Origin of the sequence: Streptomyces sp. NPDC059477 (genome assembly GCF_042749375.1) — a bacterium.
In the GTDB taxonomy this organism is placed as follows: Bacteria; Actinomycetota; Actinomycetes; order Streptomycetales; family Streptomycetaceae; genus Streptomyces.
The window spans coordinates 13,904-29,158 of the sequence record NZ_JBHYUG010000109.1; the positions used below are offsets into that span (position 1 = coordinate 13,904).

Annotated in this window: 21 protein-coding genes; all 21 read left to right on the plus strand. The window is 71.2% G+C overall.

The window, feature by feature from the left end; genetic code table 11:
• Positions 1-6 precede the first annotated feature (6 nt).
• The 21 genes from ACFXAZ_RS34410 to ACFXAZ_RS34510 all read left to right on the plus strand — a co-directional run bounded on the left by ACFXAZ_RS34410 (position 7) and on the right by ACFXAZ_RS34510 (position 14,740).
• On the plus strand, positions 7-543 hold the full coding sequence (locus ACFXAZ_RS34410) for a hypothetical protein (RefSeq protein WP_384599287.1): 537 nt from the start codon (positions 7-9) through the stop codon (positions 541-543).
• A 56-nt stretch (positions 544-599) separates the two neighbouring features.
• A complete protein-coding gene (locus ACFXAZ_RS34415) occupies positions 600-2,888 on the plus strand; it encodes a hypothetical protein (protein ID WP_384599290.1) in 2,289 nt (762 codons plus the stop codon).
• Between the two features lie 218 nt (positions 2,889-3,106).
• Positions 3,107-3,310, plus strand: a complete 204-nt coding sequence (locus ACFXAZ_RS34420) for a hypothetical protein (protein WP_384599291.1) — start codon at positions 3,107-3,109, stop codon at positions 3,308-3,310.
• Positions 3,311-3,351: 41 nt separating this feature from the next.
• Positions 3,352-3,558: a hypothetical protein gene (locus tag ACFXAZ_RS34425; protein ID WP_384599294.1), complete on the plus strand. Its 207-nt coding sequence runs from the start codon at positions 3,352-3,354 to the stop codon at positions 3,556-3,558.
• A 76-nt stretch (positions 3,559-3,634) separates the two neighbouring features.
• A complete protein-coding gene (locus tag ACFXAZ_RS34430) occupies positions 3,635-4,027 on the plus strand; it encodes a hypothetical protein (protein WP_384599296.1) in 393 nt (130 codons plus the stop codon).
• Positions 4,024-4,188 (plus strand): hypothetical protein, encoded by a 165-nt coding sequence (locus ACFXAZ_RS34435; protein WP_384599299.1) that lies wholly within the window; start codon positions 4,024-4,026, stop codon positions 4,186-4,188. Before ACFXAZ_RS34430 ends, ACFXAZ_RS34435 begins: the two co-directional genes overlap by 4 nt.
• 91 nt (positions 4,189-4,279) lie before the next feature.
• Positions 4,280-4,918 (plus strand): hypothetical protein, encoded by a 639-nt coding sequence (locus ACFXAZ_RS34440; protein WP_384599302.1) that lies wholly within the window; start codon positions 4,280-4,282, stop codon positions 4,916-4,918.
• Positions 4,918-5,217, plus strand: a complete 300-nt coding sequence (locus tag ACFXAZ_RS34445) for a hypothetical protein (protein WP_384599305.1) — start codon at positions 4,918-4,920, stop codon at positions 5,215-5,217. Before ACFXAZ_RS34440 ends, ACFXAZ_RS34445 begins: the two co-directional genes overlap by 1 nt.
• Positions 5,214-5,801, plus strand: a complete 588-nt coding sequence (locus ACFXAZ_RS34450) for a DUF6919 domain-containing protein (RefSeq protein WP_384599307.1) — start codon at positions 5,214-5,216, stop codon at positions 5,799-5,801. The genes ACFXAZ_RS34445 and ACFXAZ_RS34450 overlap by 4 nt, the downstream gene beginning before the upstream one ends.
• Positions 5,798-5,974 (plus strand): hypothetical protein, encoded by a 177-nt coding sequence (locus ACFXAZ_RS34455; RefSeq protein WP_384599310.1) that lies wholly within the window; start codon positions 5,798-5,800, stop codon positions 5,972-5,974. The genes ACFXAZ_RS34450 and ACFXAZ_RS34455 overlap by 4 nt, the downstream gene beginning before the upstream one ends.
• Positions 5,975-6,150: 176 nt before the next feature.
• Complete coding sequence (locus tag ACFXAZ_RS34460; protein WP_384599313.1) at positions 6,151-6,279, plus strand: hypothetical protein; 129 nt, start codon at positions 6,151-6,153, stop codon at positions 6,277-6,279.
• Positions 6,276-6,620: a ParB N-terminal domain-containing protein gene (locus ACFXAZ_RS34465; protein ID WP_384599316.1), complete on the plus strand. Its 345-nt coding sequence runs from the start codon at positions 6,276-6,278 to the stop codon at positions 6,618-6,620. The genes ACFXAZ_RS34460 and ACFXAZ_RS34465 overlap by 4 nt, the downstream gene beginning before the upstream one ends.
• A gap of 51 nt (positions 6,621-6,671) precedes the next feature.
• The gene (locus ACFXAZ_RS34470; RefSeq protein ID WP_384599319.1) at positions 6,672-6,899 is read left to right on the plus strand and encodes a hypothetical protein; all 228 of its coding nucleotides are present in this window, start codon (positions 6,672-6,674) and stop codon (positions 6,897-6,899) included.
• 156 nt (positions 6,900-7,055) lie between these two features.
• Positions 7,056-7,535, plus strand: a complete 480-nt coding sequence (locus ACFXAZ_RS34475) for a hypothetical protein (protein ID WP_384599322.1) — start codon at positions 7,056-7,058, stop codon at positions 7,533-7,535.
• A gap of 83 nt (positions 7,536-7,618) precedes the next feature.
• Positions 7,619-8,221 carry a hypothetical protein gene (locus ACFXAZ_RS34480; RefSeq protein ID WP_384599325.1) on the plus strand — a complete coding sequence of 201 codons (603 nt, stop codon included), beginning with the start codon at positions 7,619-7,621 and terminating at the stop codon, positions 8,219-8,221.
• Between the two features lie 5 nt (positions 8,222-8,226).
• Positions 8,227-8,430 carry a hypothetical protein gene (locus ACFXAZ_RS34485; RefSeq protein ID WP_384599328.1) on the plus strand — a complete coding sequence of 68 codons (204 nt, stop codon included), beginning with the start codon at positions 8,227-8,229 and terminating at the stop codon, positions 8,428-8,430.
• Entirely contained in the window at positions 8,427-8,705 is a 279-nt protein-coding gene (locus ACFXAZ_RS34490) for a hypothetical protein (RefSeq protein ID WP_384599331.1), read from the plus strand. Before ACFXAZ_RS34485 ends, ACFXAZ_RS34490 begins: the two co-directional genes overlap by 4 nt.
• Positions 8,702-9,001 carry a hypothetical protein gene (locus tag ACFXAZ_RS34495; RefSeq protein WP_384599334.1) on the plus strand — a complete coding sequence of 100 codons (300 nt, stop codon included), beginning with the start codon at positions 8,702-8,704 and terminating at the stop codon, positions 8,999-9,001. The genes ACFXAZ_RS34490 and ACFXAZ_RS34495 overlap by 4 nt, the downstream gene beginning before the upstream one ends.
• 447 nt (positions 9,002-9,448) lie before the next feature.
• Complete coding sequence (gene mobF, locus ACFXAZ_RS34500) at positions 9,449-13,522, plus strand: MobF family relaxase (RefSeq protein WP_384599337.1); 4,074 nt, start codon at positions 9,449-9,451, stop codon at positions 13,520-13,522.
• Between the two features lie 382 nt (positions 13,523-13,904).
• Positions 13,905-14,123 carry a hypothetical protein gene (locus ACFXAZ_RS34505; protein ID WP_384599340.1) on the plus strand — a complete coding sequence of 73 codons (219 nt, stop codon included), beginning with the start codon at positions 13,905-13,907 and terminating at the stop codon, positions 14,121-14,123.
• 458 nt (positions 14,124-14,581) lie between these two features.
• Positions 14,582-14,740, plus strand: coding sequence for a hypothetical protein (locus ACFXAZ_RS34510; protein WP_384599343.1), 159 nt, complete (start codon positions 14,582-14,584; stop codon positions 14,738-14,740).
• Positions 14,741-15,255: the final 515 nt, after the last annotated feature.

Here is a 15,255-nt window from a genome sequence, read left to right on the forward strand (position 1 = left end):
CCCGACATGTCCCGCATCATCCGCACGTTCGCTGTGACCGGTGCCGCTGCCGCTGCCCTGCTCGGTACGGCCGGTACCGTCCACGCCGCCACGACCGAGGAGGCGACGGCGACCGTCGAGGCCGCGGTCGACCGCGCGGCCGGCGCCCCGGTCACCCTCCCGTCCGGGAAGACCCTCCACGTCCGGGGACTCGACACCGTCGCCTACCGGGCGGACGACGTCCACCACCAGACCCTGGCCTCGGTCGTCGCCGACACCCGGAGCGCTGGGGTGGGCGTCGTCCCGGCGGGTCTGCCCGCCAGCACGCCGCAGCAGGTCCAGACGCAGGCGGCGGGCGGCTCGATCTCCGTGGTCGCGATGCTCGGTATCGGCCTCGCCATCTTCACCTTCTTCATGATCAAGAAGGGGCGCATCAATGCCTGGCACGCCGCGGCCCTGGTCATGTTCGGTGTCGTCCTCGCCCCGACCACGTTCGGCCCGCTGCTCCAGTCCCTGGGCGTCAGCGCGGCGGGCGCCCTGGGCAACATCTGGTCCGGCTTCTAGACCCCACCCCTGGACGATCCCGGGGGCGGGGCCCCTGGGGGAGAGGAGACCCCCTCATGACGATCGAGATGCACGAGAGCGCGCGGGACGACGAGATCGTGGACGCGGAGATCATCGACGTGGAGGAGCCCGGCCGGGGCGAGCGGGCCCGCCAGTGGGCCGCCGACCGCCGTACGAGGACCAGCGCCGAGTTCGCCGAGCAGCGGGCCCGGGTGGCCCGCCGGCTCCAGATCTGGTTCACGACCGAGGACGTCACGGACGCCGCCCTCGCCGAGGCGGTGGAGCGCCGGCGCCGTCAGTCGCAGCAGGGCCGCGAGACGGAGATCCGCGCCCGGATCACGGGCCTGCGGCGGCAGATGAAGCACGCCGAGCCCGACCAGGTGGCGGGTCTCGCGACGCAGATCGCGACGGCGGAGACCCGGCTCGACATGGTGCGCGGGGCCGACGACGCCGACCGGATGAAGGTCGACGCGACCTCGATGTCGAGGGCGCGCTGGGCGCGGAAGGCGGGCCGTCTGGCCAGCGCGGTCGGCGTCGCGATCCTCGCGGTCAAGGGCATCACCCTGGAGCCGCTGACCGCGCTGGCGGCCCTGGGCGCCGCCGCTGCGGGCTGGTGGTACCTCGCCCGGCCGCTGACCGACGGCGAGGCGGCGGCCGTGCCTGCGCAGGCCGGGACCGTCGGGGCCCCGGGCAGTGCTCCGGTCGGGGCGCCCGGGGTGGTGCTGGTGGATCAGGCGACGGGGGAGACGGTGACGGTCCCGGGTCCGGTGGAGCCGTTCGTGCCGGACAGCCTGGCCGACCTGGGGCGCGTCAGCCTGATCAAGCGGGCCTCCGGCCGGGTCCAGGGCGAGGCGGACCTGGTCACGGCTCTCGTCAAGGCGGGGATCATCTCCGAGGGCCAGCGCGACGAGACCCACATCGCGGGTGTCATCGAGCCGTCCGGGCCGGGCTGGACCGCCACCGTGGAACTCCCGCGAGGGATGAAGGGGTCCGCGGCCGTGGCCCGGGTCGAGGAGTTCGCGTCCGCGCTGCGGCTGAAGAAGTCGCAGATCGAGATGCGTTCGGACACCTCGGAGGACGGCCACGAGGGCCGGTTCGTGCTGTGGGTGGCCAACGAGGCCAACCCGTATGGCTCCAAGGTCGTCTCCTCCCCGCTCCTCGGCGAGACGCGGTGGGACCTGTGGCAGGGCGGGGTCCCGCTGGGCACCGACCCGCGCGGCGGCAGGCACACCCTGGACCTGGTGTGGTCCTCCCTGCTGCTGGGCGGTCTGCCCGGGTTCGGCAAGTCCTACCTCGCCCGGCTCATCGCGGCCGGCGCCGTCCTCGATCCCTCCGTCACCATCCACATGGCGACCGGGAAGCCGGGCCCGGACTGGGCACCGCTCAAGCGCGTGGCCCGCAGCTACGTCGCGGGCAACACCTCAGAGAAGATTCTCGGCTTCCTCGACTTGCTCAACGACCTGATCGCCGACATGCGGGAGGTGGGCGAGCGCCTGGAGGAGCTGTCCGAGGAACACCCGGAGCAGTGCCCCGAGGGCAAGCTCACCACCGCACTCGCGGCGGAGTGGGGGCGGGGCCTCACGCTCCTGGTGGTGGACGAACTCCAGGAGTTCCTCGACGCCGCCGCCATGCTGAAGATCAAGACGGACGACGACCCCGAGTCGAAGGACCGTGGCCGCAACGGCAGGGACGTCCTGGTCGAGACCATGGCCCGGTTCGTGCGGGTCTCCCGCTACGCGGGCGGCATGGCCCTGTTCATCACCCAGCGCCCGGACGCCAGCAGCGTGCCCACCATGCTCCGGGAGGTGTGCGCCAAGCGCGCCAGCTTCCGGGTCAAGGGAGTCGCCAGCTCGAAGATGGTCCTGGGCGACGACGCGGTCGCGGCCGGCGCCGCGCCCCACATGCTGCTCGACAGCCAGAAGGGCGTCGTCGTCCTGGACCAGGGCGGCGAAGAGGGCCACATCACCTTCAAGAGCGACCTGATGACCGTCCCGGAGTTCCGCGAGATCTGCCTGCGGGGCCGCCAGCTGCGCGTCGAGGCCGGGACACTCGACGGGTTCGCCGCCGAGTACGGCAAGGCCGACGTGAAGGCCGCCGGGCACCGGGGCCTGCTGGACGACTGCCTGCACGCCATGGAGGTGGAGGGCGTAGACCGGGCCCGCACCCAGCGCCTGGTGGAGCTGCTCCAGTCCCACCCGGGCCCGTACAACGACCTGACGGCCGCCCAGCTCCAGCAGCAGCTCCGCGACGCGGGCGCCGGCACCACCCGCAAGCTGGGCCCGCTGGACGGCATGGCCAACCCCAACGGCTACACCCGCGAGCAGATCGCCGAAGCCCGCAAATAGGGCAAATCGCCTGGTCGTTCCCCCGGTCGGCCCACGGTCGGCGCCCGGAATGATCCGGTATGCCCCTCGGTCGGCGAGGGGGCCGGACCGGTCGGCCGACCACCCGGACCCGCCGCCCGACCATGGGCCAAACCGGTGTAAAACCGGCACTGACCAGGGGTCGACCACCCACCCGACCACCGTCAAACCATGACAAACCGCTTTCGGAGGAGACCGACATGAGCACGACCGACTGGTCCTGGACCCTGACCATCCACGTCGCGGGAGTGAGCGGCGAGCAGGTCCTCCCCGGTGGATGCCTGGCCCCGGCCAACGCCACCCCCGACACGATCCTCGCCAACATCCTGCCCCAGCTGGAGAAGGGCCCGCTCCGGGGCGTCCGCTACTCGATCGTCCGTTTCACCGCCACCCGCATCGCCTGATCACCGCCACCCGCCACCAACCAGCAGCAGGGAGAAACGACATGGCCACCCGCAGCGTCTGGCAGGTCTACGTCCGCGTCGAGAACAACGGCCAGTTCGCCGAGTACGACGGCCCGATCACGTACACCGGCGCGGGCGTCCCGCCCGTCTCGGAGATCATCGCGGCGGCCCTGCGGACCATCGTCGGCAGCCGTCCCGACATGGCCCACGGGAACATCACCGCCAGCCGCACCTCACGGATCAGCTGACCGACCTATCGGGGCGCCCGGCTCGCCTGGACAGCACCCGGGCGCCCCTCCCGACCACCGAACGGAGACCAACACCGTGACCACCTGGCAGCCCAAGGACAGCAAGCGGTTCGCCCGCCAGCTCGACCTCAACCGGCCGTACTACGTGGTGCTCGACATCGCCCAGAACCGGGCGCCGTACGAGGACGCCCAGCTCTACAGCACGTACACCTTCACCCGCCGCCTGCCCCTCACCAACACCCCGGTCACCAGCGCGACGGGCATCGACGCCGAGTCGCTGTGCCGCATGCACGGCCCGGTGTACGACCGGCCCCCGGCCGGGCTCCGCAACATCGCCGACCGCGCCCCGCAGGTCGACGGGCCCCTCCCCGCAGGCTACGAGGGCGTGCTCGACGCCGCCGAGATCGAGGGCCTTGAGAAGCAGGTCGCGGATGGCAGCGACCCCAAGAAGCGCCGCCGGATCTGGTGACGGCCCCCATGGACTTCATCCGCTACCGGGTCGAGGACTCCAACGGCGAGTTCATCGACGAGTTCACCACCAACAGCCCCGACTTCGCGGACGAGCGCATCGAGCGGCTCCGCACCTTCTACCCGCGCCTGGTCGTCACCGAGACCGACGACGAGGACTGACCGCCACATAAACCGGGGCGCCCCCCTCTCGCCTGGACAGCACCAGGGGGCGCCCCTCCCGACCCGCGCACCGCGCAGGAGGTACGTAGAGATGAGCACGATCACCACCCACCCGGCAACCCCGCCCGACGCCCCGGCCGTCGAGACGCCGGTCGACGTCGACGTCCTGGTCGCCGAGATCGAGCGGTACCTCGCCGAGACCGGCCGCACCACCGCCCACCCCCTGGTCACCAAGACCACCCAGGAGCTGGTGGCCGAGGCGCTCGGCACGCTGGGCTCGCCCGCCACCCCGGCCACCCCGGCCGGGGCGGCGGCGCCCGCTCCGGCCCTGTCCCCGCCCCCGGCCTGGCTGCGCCGCCTGCCCGCCTGGGTGCTCTCCGTGCCCCTGGTCAGCGCCCGGTGGGGCGCAGGCGCCCGCCACATCAGCCCCGCCGAACACCTGGAGCTGACCGCGCTGGTGATCGAGCGGTGGGGCTGGACCCAGGGCGATGACAGCGACGAGGACGGCGCGGTCTGCATCCGCGGCGCCCAGGCCGTGCTCCTGCGGCTCGGCTACGGCGACGCCGACACCCTCCACCGCGCCACCGACCACCTCCACCAGGTCCTCGCCCCCATCGGCGGCGGCAGCGCCGTCGCCTGGAACGACGCCCCCGGCCGCACCCGCCAGCAGGTCCTCTCCCTGCTCCGGACCGCCGCCGCCGAGGCCCGGCACGGACGGAGGGCCGCCTGATGGGCTGGAACATCTCCCCCGGCCAATTCCGCCGCTCCTACACCACGATGCACACCCTCGGTCAGCACCTCGCCCACGTCCTGCCCGCCGGTGACTGGCAGTCGATCGCCCACCTCTTCGGCACCGGCTCCGGCAACCCGTTCACGATCTCCCCGGCGCAGGCCGCCCGCGCCGCCCGGATCCTGAGGACCGGCGCCGACCACCGGCTGATGCCCCTGGACTGGGCCACCACCGCCCGCGAACTCGCCGCCACCGCCGAGCAGGCAGCCTCCACCGGCCGCCCGTGGGAATGGAGGTGACCGCCGCCGTGTTCGGGATGAGCCGCGCCGACCGGCGCCTGTGGGCCTCCGCCCGTACCACCGCCGACCTCGGCGACCTCATGGCCCGCTGGCTGGAGGGCGAGATCCACTCCCGCCCCGGCTACACACCACGCTCCGGCCCCGACGACGAGACCCTCCACCTGGTCCCCGTCCTCGCCCGCCTGTGCCGCGCCGGATACATCACCACCAACTCCCAGCCCGGCATCTGCGAGACCGGCGCCGACGGCGCCCGGTACGAGCAGCGCGCGTGGGTCGACATCGTCGTCACCGACCCGGCCCGGCTGCGCCGGCTCGTCTACGCCGCCACCACCGCCGGGATGATCGTCCGCGGCAACGGCCCCCGCAGCCGCGACCAGGCCCCCGTCGTCGTCACCACCCGCAACGGTCGGCCCGTCACCATGGTCGGCGCGCGGATCCACCCCCGGGACATGCCCGCCCAGTGGCCCGGCCTGGACCCCCGCCTCTACGACCAGATCACCCAGGGCACGTACGTCTCCGTCACCGCCCCCCGGTACGGCACCGACGGCGACCGGCTCTGGACCGTGCTGGGGAGGCTGGCATGACCCGCGTCTACGAGCACTTCAGCAGCGAAGAGCTGAAGGAGCGGATCGCCCGCTACACCGCCGCCACCCGGCTCGCGCGGCAGTCCGGCCTCCCTGACCTCGTCAGGGTCGGCCACGAGGAGATCGACGACATGCTCGCCGTGCTGGAGAGCCGCGGCCACCTCAACGGCTGACCTCGCAAAAAGGCCGGGTGCGTCAACACCCGGCCCGTCCGAGACGCATCACCGCCTCGAACCACACCGCGGAGGAGACCCGCAATGCACCAGCAGCGTATCGCTCAGCTCGCCCCCCTCGGGTGCGACTGGTGCGGCCAGAAGCACGACCCGATCCGCCCGCAGGACGACGACGCGTGACCGCCGCCGCCCGCCAGGCCGCCGCCGACGCCGCCCGCCGCGCCGCCGCCGCCCGCCAGGCGGCACAGGAAGCAGCCCGGCGCCTCGCCGAGACCACCAAGAAGGCCGGAGCCAGGCGCCGATGATCCAGCAGATGCCCACCCGGATGCTCACCGACGGGGTCATCAGCCCCACCGAGTACCGGAAATGGGCCCACGCCCGCACCCGCTTCGAGACCCGGCCCAAGGACGCCGCGCTCCTGGCGCAGCTCCTGGAGTCGATCCCCGTCGACGGGCTCCGCGAGCCCATCACCATCGGCGTGGACGACCGCTACCACGACGTCTACGTGACCGACGGCCACCACCGCGCCATCGCCGTCACCATTCTCGACCTCCCCGAATTCCCGTTCCGCTGGCACTGGATCACGAGCTGGGGGGCCGTCCGCATGGAGACCCGCCCTTTCCCGTACCACCTGCTCGACGACTGACCGTCGGCAGGCCCTGCCCGCACCTGACCCACCACCAGAAAGGGGACGCCAGTGACCATCGGGCGCCACACCGACCGCACAGGCCGCTCCACCGGCGAGCGCATCGCCGCCATCCAACGGAACGGCGTCACGGACGCCGACCGGGCCGCCGCCACCCGGCTCCTGGACGTGCTCCTGGACGCCGCCGCCAACCACGACGTGACCCTCGACGAACTGGACCGGGTCACCGATCTGCCGGGCGCCTGCCTGGACGTGATCCGCACCAAGTCCGGTCGATGACCACTAAGGCCCGGATTGCCAGGGACCAGATCACCAGGTTCTGGTCCCTGGAGCCCGGACTCGCTGGACACTCACGAGGTCTGACCAGCACAAAAGCCACGTCGGTTCAGGCCGAATCACGGGCAATCTAGCTAGATAACCCGAACAGGAGCCCCCATGACCATCCGCATCATCTCCTTCGGCTACGGCCACGGAGCCACCCCCACGGCTGACCTGGTGTTCGACCTGCGGGCGCTGCTCCGCAACCCGTTCCACAACCCTGAGCTGAAGCACCGCACCGGGCTCGACCAGGAGGTCTACGACCACGTGCTGGCCACTGCGGGCGCCGAGCGGCTGGCGGTCAACGCGGTCGCCACCGCGCTCGCCCTGGCCGCCGACACCGGCGCGGACGTCACGATCGCCTGGGGATGCACCGGCGGCCGGCACCGCAGTGTGGGACTGGCCCGCGCTTCGTACGAGCTGCTGCGCGCGGCCGGTGCCGAGGCCACCATCGAGCACCGCGACGTCGACCGGGATCTCCTGCCCGCCGGACTCCACAACCGAGCCCGCCACACCGAGCCCTGGGACTCGGACGACATGCTCCTGGTCGACCTGGACGGCGACCGGGGAGGACCGCTCCCGGACGACATCGCCTGATCGCCCCACACTGTCCGATCCGCACGCCAAGATGATCCGGGGCCGCCGCTACTGGCGGCCCCGCCCCAGAGAGAGACCCGAACATGAGCGACTGGACACCCACGACTCTCGTCTCCGTGAACGAGGACGGTGACCTCGACCGTGCCAGCAACGGCTACAGCAGGTACGGCGCCTACATCACCGACCGCCCGGCGAAGTTCCACGAGCACGGGGAGCCCGGCACCCCGCTCGACGCCGCCGAGTTCGCCGCGGCGGCCTGGGAGGTCGCCACGCCCCCGATCCTTCTCGACTACGTCAACGTCCGTCCCGGCCTGGAGGCGGTCACCACCACCTTCACCGAGGACGGTGAACTGCTCCTGAAGGTCTCGGTCCCGCTGCGGCACGATGCCCTCCACGCGGACCGGCGCCCGCGCCGCCCGTGGCAGGACTGGACGTCTGAGTACGACTACGCGGGTCGTGACGACACGTACCGGCACGCCTACGAGCCCGACATCAAGGATGGCCGTCCCGCTCTCCTCACCGTCTCGCACATCCTGATCCCCACCACCGGCTGGGACCTGCCCGCCCCCCAGCACACCGCGGGCCGCGCCCTGGTCGAGGAAGCCAAGCAGGTCGTGCACGAGATCGCCCGCCAGGTCAACCTGGCCGCCGGACCGATGGTCGCGCAGCTCCTCGGCGACCGGTGACCGAGGTGACCGACACGAATCGGATCGACGCCGCGTGGCTGGTCCGCAAGTACCTCGCCGACAGGACCGCAGAGGCTCGCACCGCGCTGGCCCAGGCGGAGAAGGAAGAGGCAGCCTTCGCCGAGCGGGGGGAGCTGCCAGCCAGATGGAGTCCCACGGCGCCGCCCGTAGGACACTCGAACCACCACAGCGAAGGGAGAACGCAGTGAGCGCCCAACCCGACCACCTGGCAGACAGCCGGGTCCCCGCCATCCCGCACACCATCAACGCGATCGGCGACGCACTGAGCGGTGAGCAGCGCGCCCGCTTCTACGGCGAGGTCCTGGCCGCCGAGGAGGACGACGTCGCCGGCGTCATGCGCCGCTGGTGGAAGGCCGCCATGCTCGACCGGGCCCCGCGCACGGTGACCGGCCGCTCCGCCGACGGCCGCCGCCTGATCGCGGTCGAGGACCTCCTGGAGAAGGTGGAAGGGTCCGCCGGATGACCGACCAGCCACACCCCGGCAGGCCCGGCTGGACCGTATGGACCGAGGAAATTCCGGGGAGTGTCATGCTCGACATGCCTCTGGATCTCTCCAAAAAAGTCCTCAACTTCCTTTTAGCCCTGGGAATTGAGGCAGGCGCCGCCGTCGACGCGGGCCGCGAACCGCCCGGTGATCCGATGGACGATCTCGGAGTCCGGTATTCGCTTGAGGTCGCGGGAGAACCGGTAATCATCGAATACGCGGTAATCCGTGAAGAACGGCAGATCAGAATCCCGGTCCTGGTCTGGTTCTACTGACCGGAAGAAGAAGAGACCCCCGGCAAAGATAGTGCCGGGGGTCTCTTCGCGTCCCAGCGTAGATGCCGACCGGGCAGCATGAACCGCCCCACTCGCACACCGCCAGCATTCCCGCCAGCGGAAATGCTGCCTGCAATGCGGACGGCCGGTGCAAAGTCCCGGGTCCCTCAGGCGGGACTCGGCGGAAGTTCTCACCTCACCCGACGGGACCGACATCAGCTCGACAGACCCCGGGGCACCGAACCCCCCACCCTGAGTGGCATCGTTCTGTCGACGGTCGGCTGCTGGTCCGCCCATTGCCGGGCGGGCGATCCTGCCAGCCTCTCCCCTTCATGATCAAAAACAAGGAGAGGACAAAGGGGGTTCCCCTTGCGGGGAACCCCGGCAGGCCGGGAGGGCACAAGCACACAAGCGTGCTGGGCGGGCACGGGTGGGAAGGAGCAGGCCATGGCCTGGGTCACGAAGATCACCGTCGACGAGCAGGTCGAGTACCGGCTCAAGCAACAGGCCGGGTGCGCCGTGGTCGAGGCCGACGGCGAGAAGACCGTCGTCCTCGGCGAGGACGGCGAGGACCAGGCCGTCGGCTACCGGCTCCGCCCTGAGGCCGGATCCGCTCTGATCTGGATGGGCAGCGGTCTCAAGGACGTCGGCCTGGTGGAGGGCGCCGAACTGGACGACGAGGGCAAGGAAGCCGCCCGCCGCCTCATGAACGGATGCCACCCGGAAACGGGCGCCCGCCTCATCAAATCCCGTACGTCCGTCCGCGCCCACTCATTGGCTCAGCTCACCACCGCCCGGCTCGTCGAGGCCATCGAAAAGGCTGCCGAGGAAAAGGGGGTTGAGCCGGGCGAACTGTTCACAGGAAAACCGAAGCAGCAGGCCGTATTCGAGACCCAGAAGCGGAATGTCCACCGGTTCGGCGAAATGCACCGAATGCAGGTCACCACCCTTCACAAACTCGCGCGGGCCGCCGGTATTTCCCTGGACGACGTCTACGGGGAAACCGAACTCGCCATGGCCTGGGAGCACAAGGACCGCCGTGTCGACGACCGGGTGCGCGGCTGGGACATCGTCCTCGACCTCCCCAAGAGCGACAGCGTCGTCCAGGCGCTCATGGGCGAGATCCCCGCCGAGGATCTGCGCCAGCTCGTGCACCAGGCCAAGACGGACACCTTCCGGCAGATCGAGCGATGGGTGGGGTACGCGGTCGGCAGCGAGGACGGGACCCCGGTCCGGCTCGCCACCGGGGGACTGCTCGCGTGGTCGGTCGAGCACCAGAGCGCCCGCCCCGTCCGGGCCGGGGAACCCGGTGACCCGCACCTGCACCTGCACGTCACCGTCGCCAACCTGGCGCTGTGCGAGGACGGCGAGTGGCGGGCCATCGCCAACAGCGGGCAGGACCTGCACCGCCACGCCTCGGCTGCCGACGCGTACTTCAAGGCCCGCGTCCGCGCGCTCACCTTCCAGCACTACGGGATCCGGCGCGAGCGCAACGAGCGGACCGGCGCGTGGGAAGTCGTCGGCGTCCCCGAGCAGCTGCGCGACCACTTCTCGCGCCGGGCAGCGCTGGTGGACGAGAAGGCCGGCGCCGACGCCAGCCGCCAGGAGAAGCAGGCGGTGAGCATGGCGACCAAGCGCGACAAGCTCGATGCCGACGCCACCACGATGCGGGGGAGCTGGAGGCAGCGCGCCGAGCAGGTCGTCGACGACGTCGACGCCATGATTGCGGCTGCGGCTCCGGGACCGCCCGGCCCGGACGGCGGTGACGGTGTCGGCGGCCCCGGAGGCGGCCCGCGCATCCCGCCGCCCGCCGACCTCGCCGCGGTCGTCTTCGACCCCGAGGCCGGGCTGACCGCGCACGAGAAGACCTTCAGCCGGGCGCAGGCTCTGGCCGCTGTCGTCAATGCCCTGGAGTTCGGCATCGACGCCGACCCGGACCGCCTGGAGCAGCTCGTCGACGAGGTCCTCGCCATCGAGGGCTACGCGGTGCGGGTGCCCACCCTCGGCTCGACCGTCATGTCGTCGGTCGCGCGGTTCACCACGCAGGACGTGCTGGACTGCGAGGCCGCCGTACGCCGGCACGCCCTGGACCGGTACGAGAGCGGCTCGGTACAGCTGACCGGGGACCAGGCCGCCGCCGCCATCGGCGTCTTCGAGGTCGCGGCCGGGTTCGAGCTGTCCGCCGAGCAGCGCGCGGCCGTGACCCGGGTCCTGGTCGCCGGGCACGGCATCGACGCCCTCATCGGTGTCGCCGGCGCGGGCAAGAGCACGCTGATGGAGGCGTGCCGGATCGGCTGGGACGCCACCGGCACCACGTACGCGGGCGCCACCCTCACGGCGGTCGCAGCCAAGGGCCTCGCCGACGCCTCGGGCATCCCGTCCCGCACGGTCGCTGCCTGGCTCAAGGAGATCCGCGACGGTCGCGGCCTGCGGGGCGTCGACGTCCTCGTGGTCGACGAGGCGACGATGGTCGACGACCGGTCCGCCGCCGCGCTGATGGCGGAGGCCGCCCGCACCGGCACGAAGGTCGTCGGGATCGGCGACCACCTCCAGCTCCAGGCCGTGGGTGTCGGCGGCTGGCACCGCGAGGTCCACCGGATCGTGCGCGGACTGACGCTCACCGAGAACCGCCGCCAGGAGGACGCCGCCGAACGGCACGCGCTGGAGGTCTGGCGCACCGGGGACCACCGGCACGCGCTGGACCTCCTCGCCGCCGGCGGACGCGTTCACGCCGCGGCCACCGCAGACGAGGCCCGCTCCCAGATCCTCACCGCCTGGGACGAGCTGCGCGACTCGAAGTGGCCCGGCACCCACGACCTCATCCAGCACCTGGTGGTGCTCGCCGCCCGCAACAGCGACGTCGACGCCCTCAACCTCGGTGCCCAGCAGATCCGGCGCGCGGCCGGCGAACTCGGCGCCGAGCACACCTACGCGATGCCCGGCGGCGACTCGGTCACCCTCGCCGTCGGCGACGCCGTACGCATCCGCGTCAACGACTACCGGTCCAGGCGGGGCGACGGCCCCGACATGCTCAACGGGTACCGCGCCGTCGTCACGGCGATGGACGACGCCCACCGGGTCGAGGTCACCTGGAGGGTCAAGGACGTCCGCGCCGAGGACGGCGTCCGGTACGAGTCGGGGTGGATGACAGCCGATCAGATCGCGTCCGGGGCGCTGTCGCTCGGCTACGCCATGACGATCGCCGCAAGCCAGGGACTGACCTGCGACACCGCGCTGATGTACGGGCACGGCGCCAACGCCTTCGCCTGCTACCCGGGCATCACCCGGGCCCGCAAGGAGAACCACCTCTGGCTCCCCCTGGACGTGGTCGAGAGCGAGCAGACCCAAGCCCGCCTCGGGGCCGCGCGCTCCGACCGCGAGCAACTTGAGCGCGCCATCGCCGCCTTCGCCGAGTTCCTGGGACAGTCCCGGCCCGACTCGATGGTCTCGGACCTGCTGCACGAGCCGCCGGAGCCTGCGGCCCTCCCGCCCCAGCGCGACCGCGACGCCGAGACAGCCCGAGCCGACAGCGACCCCGGCCGCCAACGAGAATCCGACGTCGAGCCCCGGCTGACCGACGAACAACTGGCCAGGCTCCAGCGGCTCAAGGAGGAACGCATCCCGCCCTGGAACCAGCGGCCGTACGGTGACCTCACCGACCGCGCGCTGCGCTCCGCCATCACCAGCAACGACAAACTCGCCGCCGGCTGCGACGACCTCGCCCGCCAGGACGAGACCGCGGCCCGCGCCCTCGCCGAGGAGCTGGAGCGCAACGCGGCCGACGGCCGTACCCGCGGGCAGGCGTACGCCGCCGAGGCCGGTGACCTCCTGGACCAGGCGGACGACCTGGTGGCGACCGCGCACCGGGAGACGAACACCGCCGCCTCCATGAAGCGGGCCGCCGAGGAACGCACCGAGTGGCTGTCCGAACTCGCCCGCGCGGACGACAAGAACTGGCTGACCCTGCGGCTCGCCGGTACCTCCCGCAAGGAGCAGCAGGCTCTGTCCGAGCAGTACACGGCTGAGCACGCCGCCGCCCGCACCGAGCGGATCCGCGCCGAGAACGCCGCCCGCAACGCCGTACGCGACGCGTGGACCCTGATCCGCGCCAGCCGGTTCGCCGGCAGCCTCGGAGTCGGGCAGTACCAGCCGCCGCCCGACGACCTCGCATCGGCCGCCGACCGGTTCACCGAGATGCGGGCCGCCGCCGAACGGGCCGGGCACACCATTGACGTCCGCGACCAGCAGAAGGTGGCACGCCTCACGGGCAACGCAGCAGGCCAGCGGGGGGAGGCGGAGCGAGCCCGCACCCGATCGGCACAGGCGCGCGCCGAGAAGGAATTGCGTGTCACGATCTCCAGGAAGCACCCGCAGCTGCACGACCTGGAGAGCGCGGGCCGAAAGACCCTCCAGCAGCAGCACGAGGCCAGGGAAGCCCAACGCGCGGCCATCCGCGCCCGCAACGAGGCGTCCACGTACATGCCGCCCTCTCCTGGGCAGTCACGCGGACAGAGCAGGTAGCCGGGGGCCCGCGGCCCCTTGGCCAATGCCGGTGGCCGCTGGTGGCCTTCGCCGGCCCCCAGGCCCCCGCTGCGGGCAGCATCCCCCAGCGCGATCAGGCATCGTCGTGGCGACGGCCGTTCGCGCCGGGGGACACCGCCCCTCGGTGACCGAGGCCGGGCGCGGGCGATGGCTGCTAGACGGACCGACCGCGCCAGACACCGCCACAGGGAAGTAGTCGGCGCACCGACCACCCGTCGGCGTACCCCTTGTCTTCCAGGTCAGAGCGCGTCTCCAAGGCCCCCGTGGGCCAACCCCGATGCGACCAGAGGCGAGAGCAGAGGTACGACCAGAGACGCGACCTGGTGGCGGCCTACCCCCACGCGCGTGGAAGGCTGCCGCTGTGTCAACGACGAGACGGGCCCTGGGTGCGGGGCAGGACATCCCGGAGCCGGTGCGTGACCCGAGGGCGCGTACGGCCGCTGAGAGGGCCGCAGACGGCGCGTGGGTGGCGGAGCAGCAGGAGGTGCGGCGGGTGCCGCCCGGGGGCCGCAGGCGGCTCGGGACGGGCGGCGGCGCAGACCACCAGGAGCAGCCCGTCGTCGAGCGGGAGGACGAGTAACCGGATGCGGCGCCCGCCCGTCGACAACCCCGTGCACCGCTGGGCCGTGGAGCCGCGTCCCCTTCCTCACGCTGCACAAGCTCGCCCTCGTGCTGCATGAGGCCGGTCTCCTTGCAATGTCACCTAATGCAATTAAACGGCTACTCTATGCAACGGGTGACCGTTGCCAGTCGGTCGCCAAGGCGACGACGAAACGAGCGCCCAACCGACGTCTTTGTAGCCCCTGAGCTGCAGCTTTGTACGTAATTGCGACCGGCCTTTCTCGCCGCGAAATCCCGTGCGGGACTCTGGCATCCCAGTGGCCTTATCCGCGTGGATTACGGAAGTTCCAGAAAAGCCTTCCCGTGATCCCTGCTTGGCGCCCGTCGAGCCCTTCACGGGGTGGTATCTTCGACGCAATACCTCTTCGGCTGCCCGGGTGGCACCCAGCTGGTTCCATCCGGCAAGAGGAGGTACAGGTGGACAACACCGGCACGAAGTTCCCCGAGGGAGGCACTCAACCCCCCGAGGGAGGCAAAGGGTCGGTGTGGGCGAAGAGGCTTCGCTGGACCGTAGACGCGGCCCAGCTCGTGGGCTCGATCTTCCAGGTCATCTACTACGGCCTGGAGATCTGGTGACCTGCGACCAAGAAGCAGATGGGCCCTACCCTCTCGCGAAGGGTGGGCCCATCTAGTCCTCACCGTCAGAGCCCCGCGTACTTGCTACCAGGCGAGCGCGGGGCTCTCTCATGTGGACTGTAGTGAGACGACATCAAGTCGTCTGGCGCCAACCGTACCACGGCTAGCAAATATTTTTCCCCTAGCAGTGGATTTCAGATTTGGTGAAATCGAACTGGATTGTTGGCGCATTTCAAATCAGTTGAATTTCACCGACTCTCAATCATTTTCGTCGAAGTCAATTGGCCTACGGGGTCAAACGCTACTTGCCGGGCCGACTCTTAAAACTTGCACTGTCATCGCATCGTCAGCGATGGAAGAGGCCAGGACCGCACAACAGAGCATTACCCCGCATCGCCACATCCCAGCCAACCTGGATCAGCATCCGGATGCGGATCCGGAGGCATCTACCGGATCCGCACCTGTCCGCGACGGGCGTCATGACTCGGGGGAGGTAGCCCCGCGCGGGCCCCAAG

Excerpts from the sequence above, each read along its gene's own strand:
- ACFXAZ_RS34410 (WP_384599287.1), top strand. The coding sequence starts at position 7 with ATGTCCCGCATCATCCGCACGTTCGCTGTGACCGGTGCCGCTGCCGCT.
- mobF (WP_384599337.1), top strand. The coding sequence starts at position 9,449 with ATGGCCTGGGTCACGAAGATCACCGTCGACGAGCAGGTCGAGTACCGG.
- ACFXAZ_RS34455 (WP_384599310.1), top strand. The coding sequence starts at position 5,798 with ATGACCCGCGTCTACGAGCACTTCAGCAGCGAAGAGCTGAAGGAGCGG.
- ACFXAZ_RS34475 (WP_384599322.1), top strand. The coding sequence starts at position 7,056 with ATGACCATCCGCATCATCTCCTTCGGCTACGGCCACGGAGCCACCCCC.
- ACFXAZ_RS34495 (WP_384599334.1), top strand. The coding sequence starts at position 8,702 with ATGACCGACCAGCCACACCCCGGCAGGCCCGGCTGGACCGTATGGACC.
- ACFXAZ_RS34465 (WP_384599316.1), top strand. The coding sequence starts at position 6,276 with ATGATCCAGCAGATGCCCACCCGGATGCTCACCGACGGGGTCATCAGC.
- ACFXAZ_RS34480 (WP_384599325.1), top strand. The coding sequence starts at position 7,619 with ATGAGCGACTGGACACCCACGACTCTCGTCTCCGTGAACGAGGACGGT.
- ACFXAZ_RS34425 (WP_384599294.1), top strand. The coding sequence starts at position 3,352 with ATGGCCACCCGCAGCGTCTGGCAGGTCTACGTCCGCGTCGAGAACAAC.
- ACFXAZ_RS34420 (WP_384599291.1), top strand. The coding sequence starts at position 3,107 with ATGAGCACGACCGACTGGTCCTGGACCCTGACCATCCACGTCGCGGGA.
- ACFXAZ_RS34440 (WP_384599302.1), top strand. The coding sequence starts at position 4,280 with ATGAGCACGATCACCACCCACCCGGCAACCCCGCCCGACGCCCCGGCC.
- ACFXAZ_RS34415 (WP_384599290.1), top strand. The coding sequence starts at position 600 with ATGACGATCGAGATGCACGAGAGCGCGCGGGACGACGAGATCGTGGAC.
- ACFXAZ_RS34445 (WP_384599305.1), top strand. The coding sequence starts at position 4,918 with ATGGGCTGGAACATCTCCCCCGGCCAATTCCGCCGCTCCTACACCACG.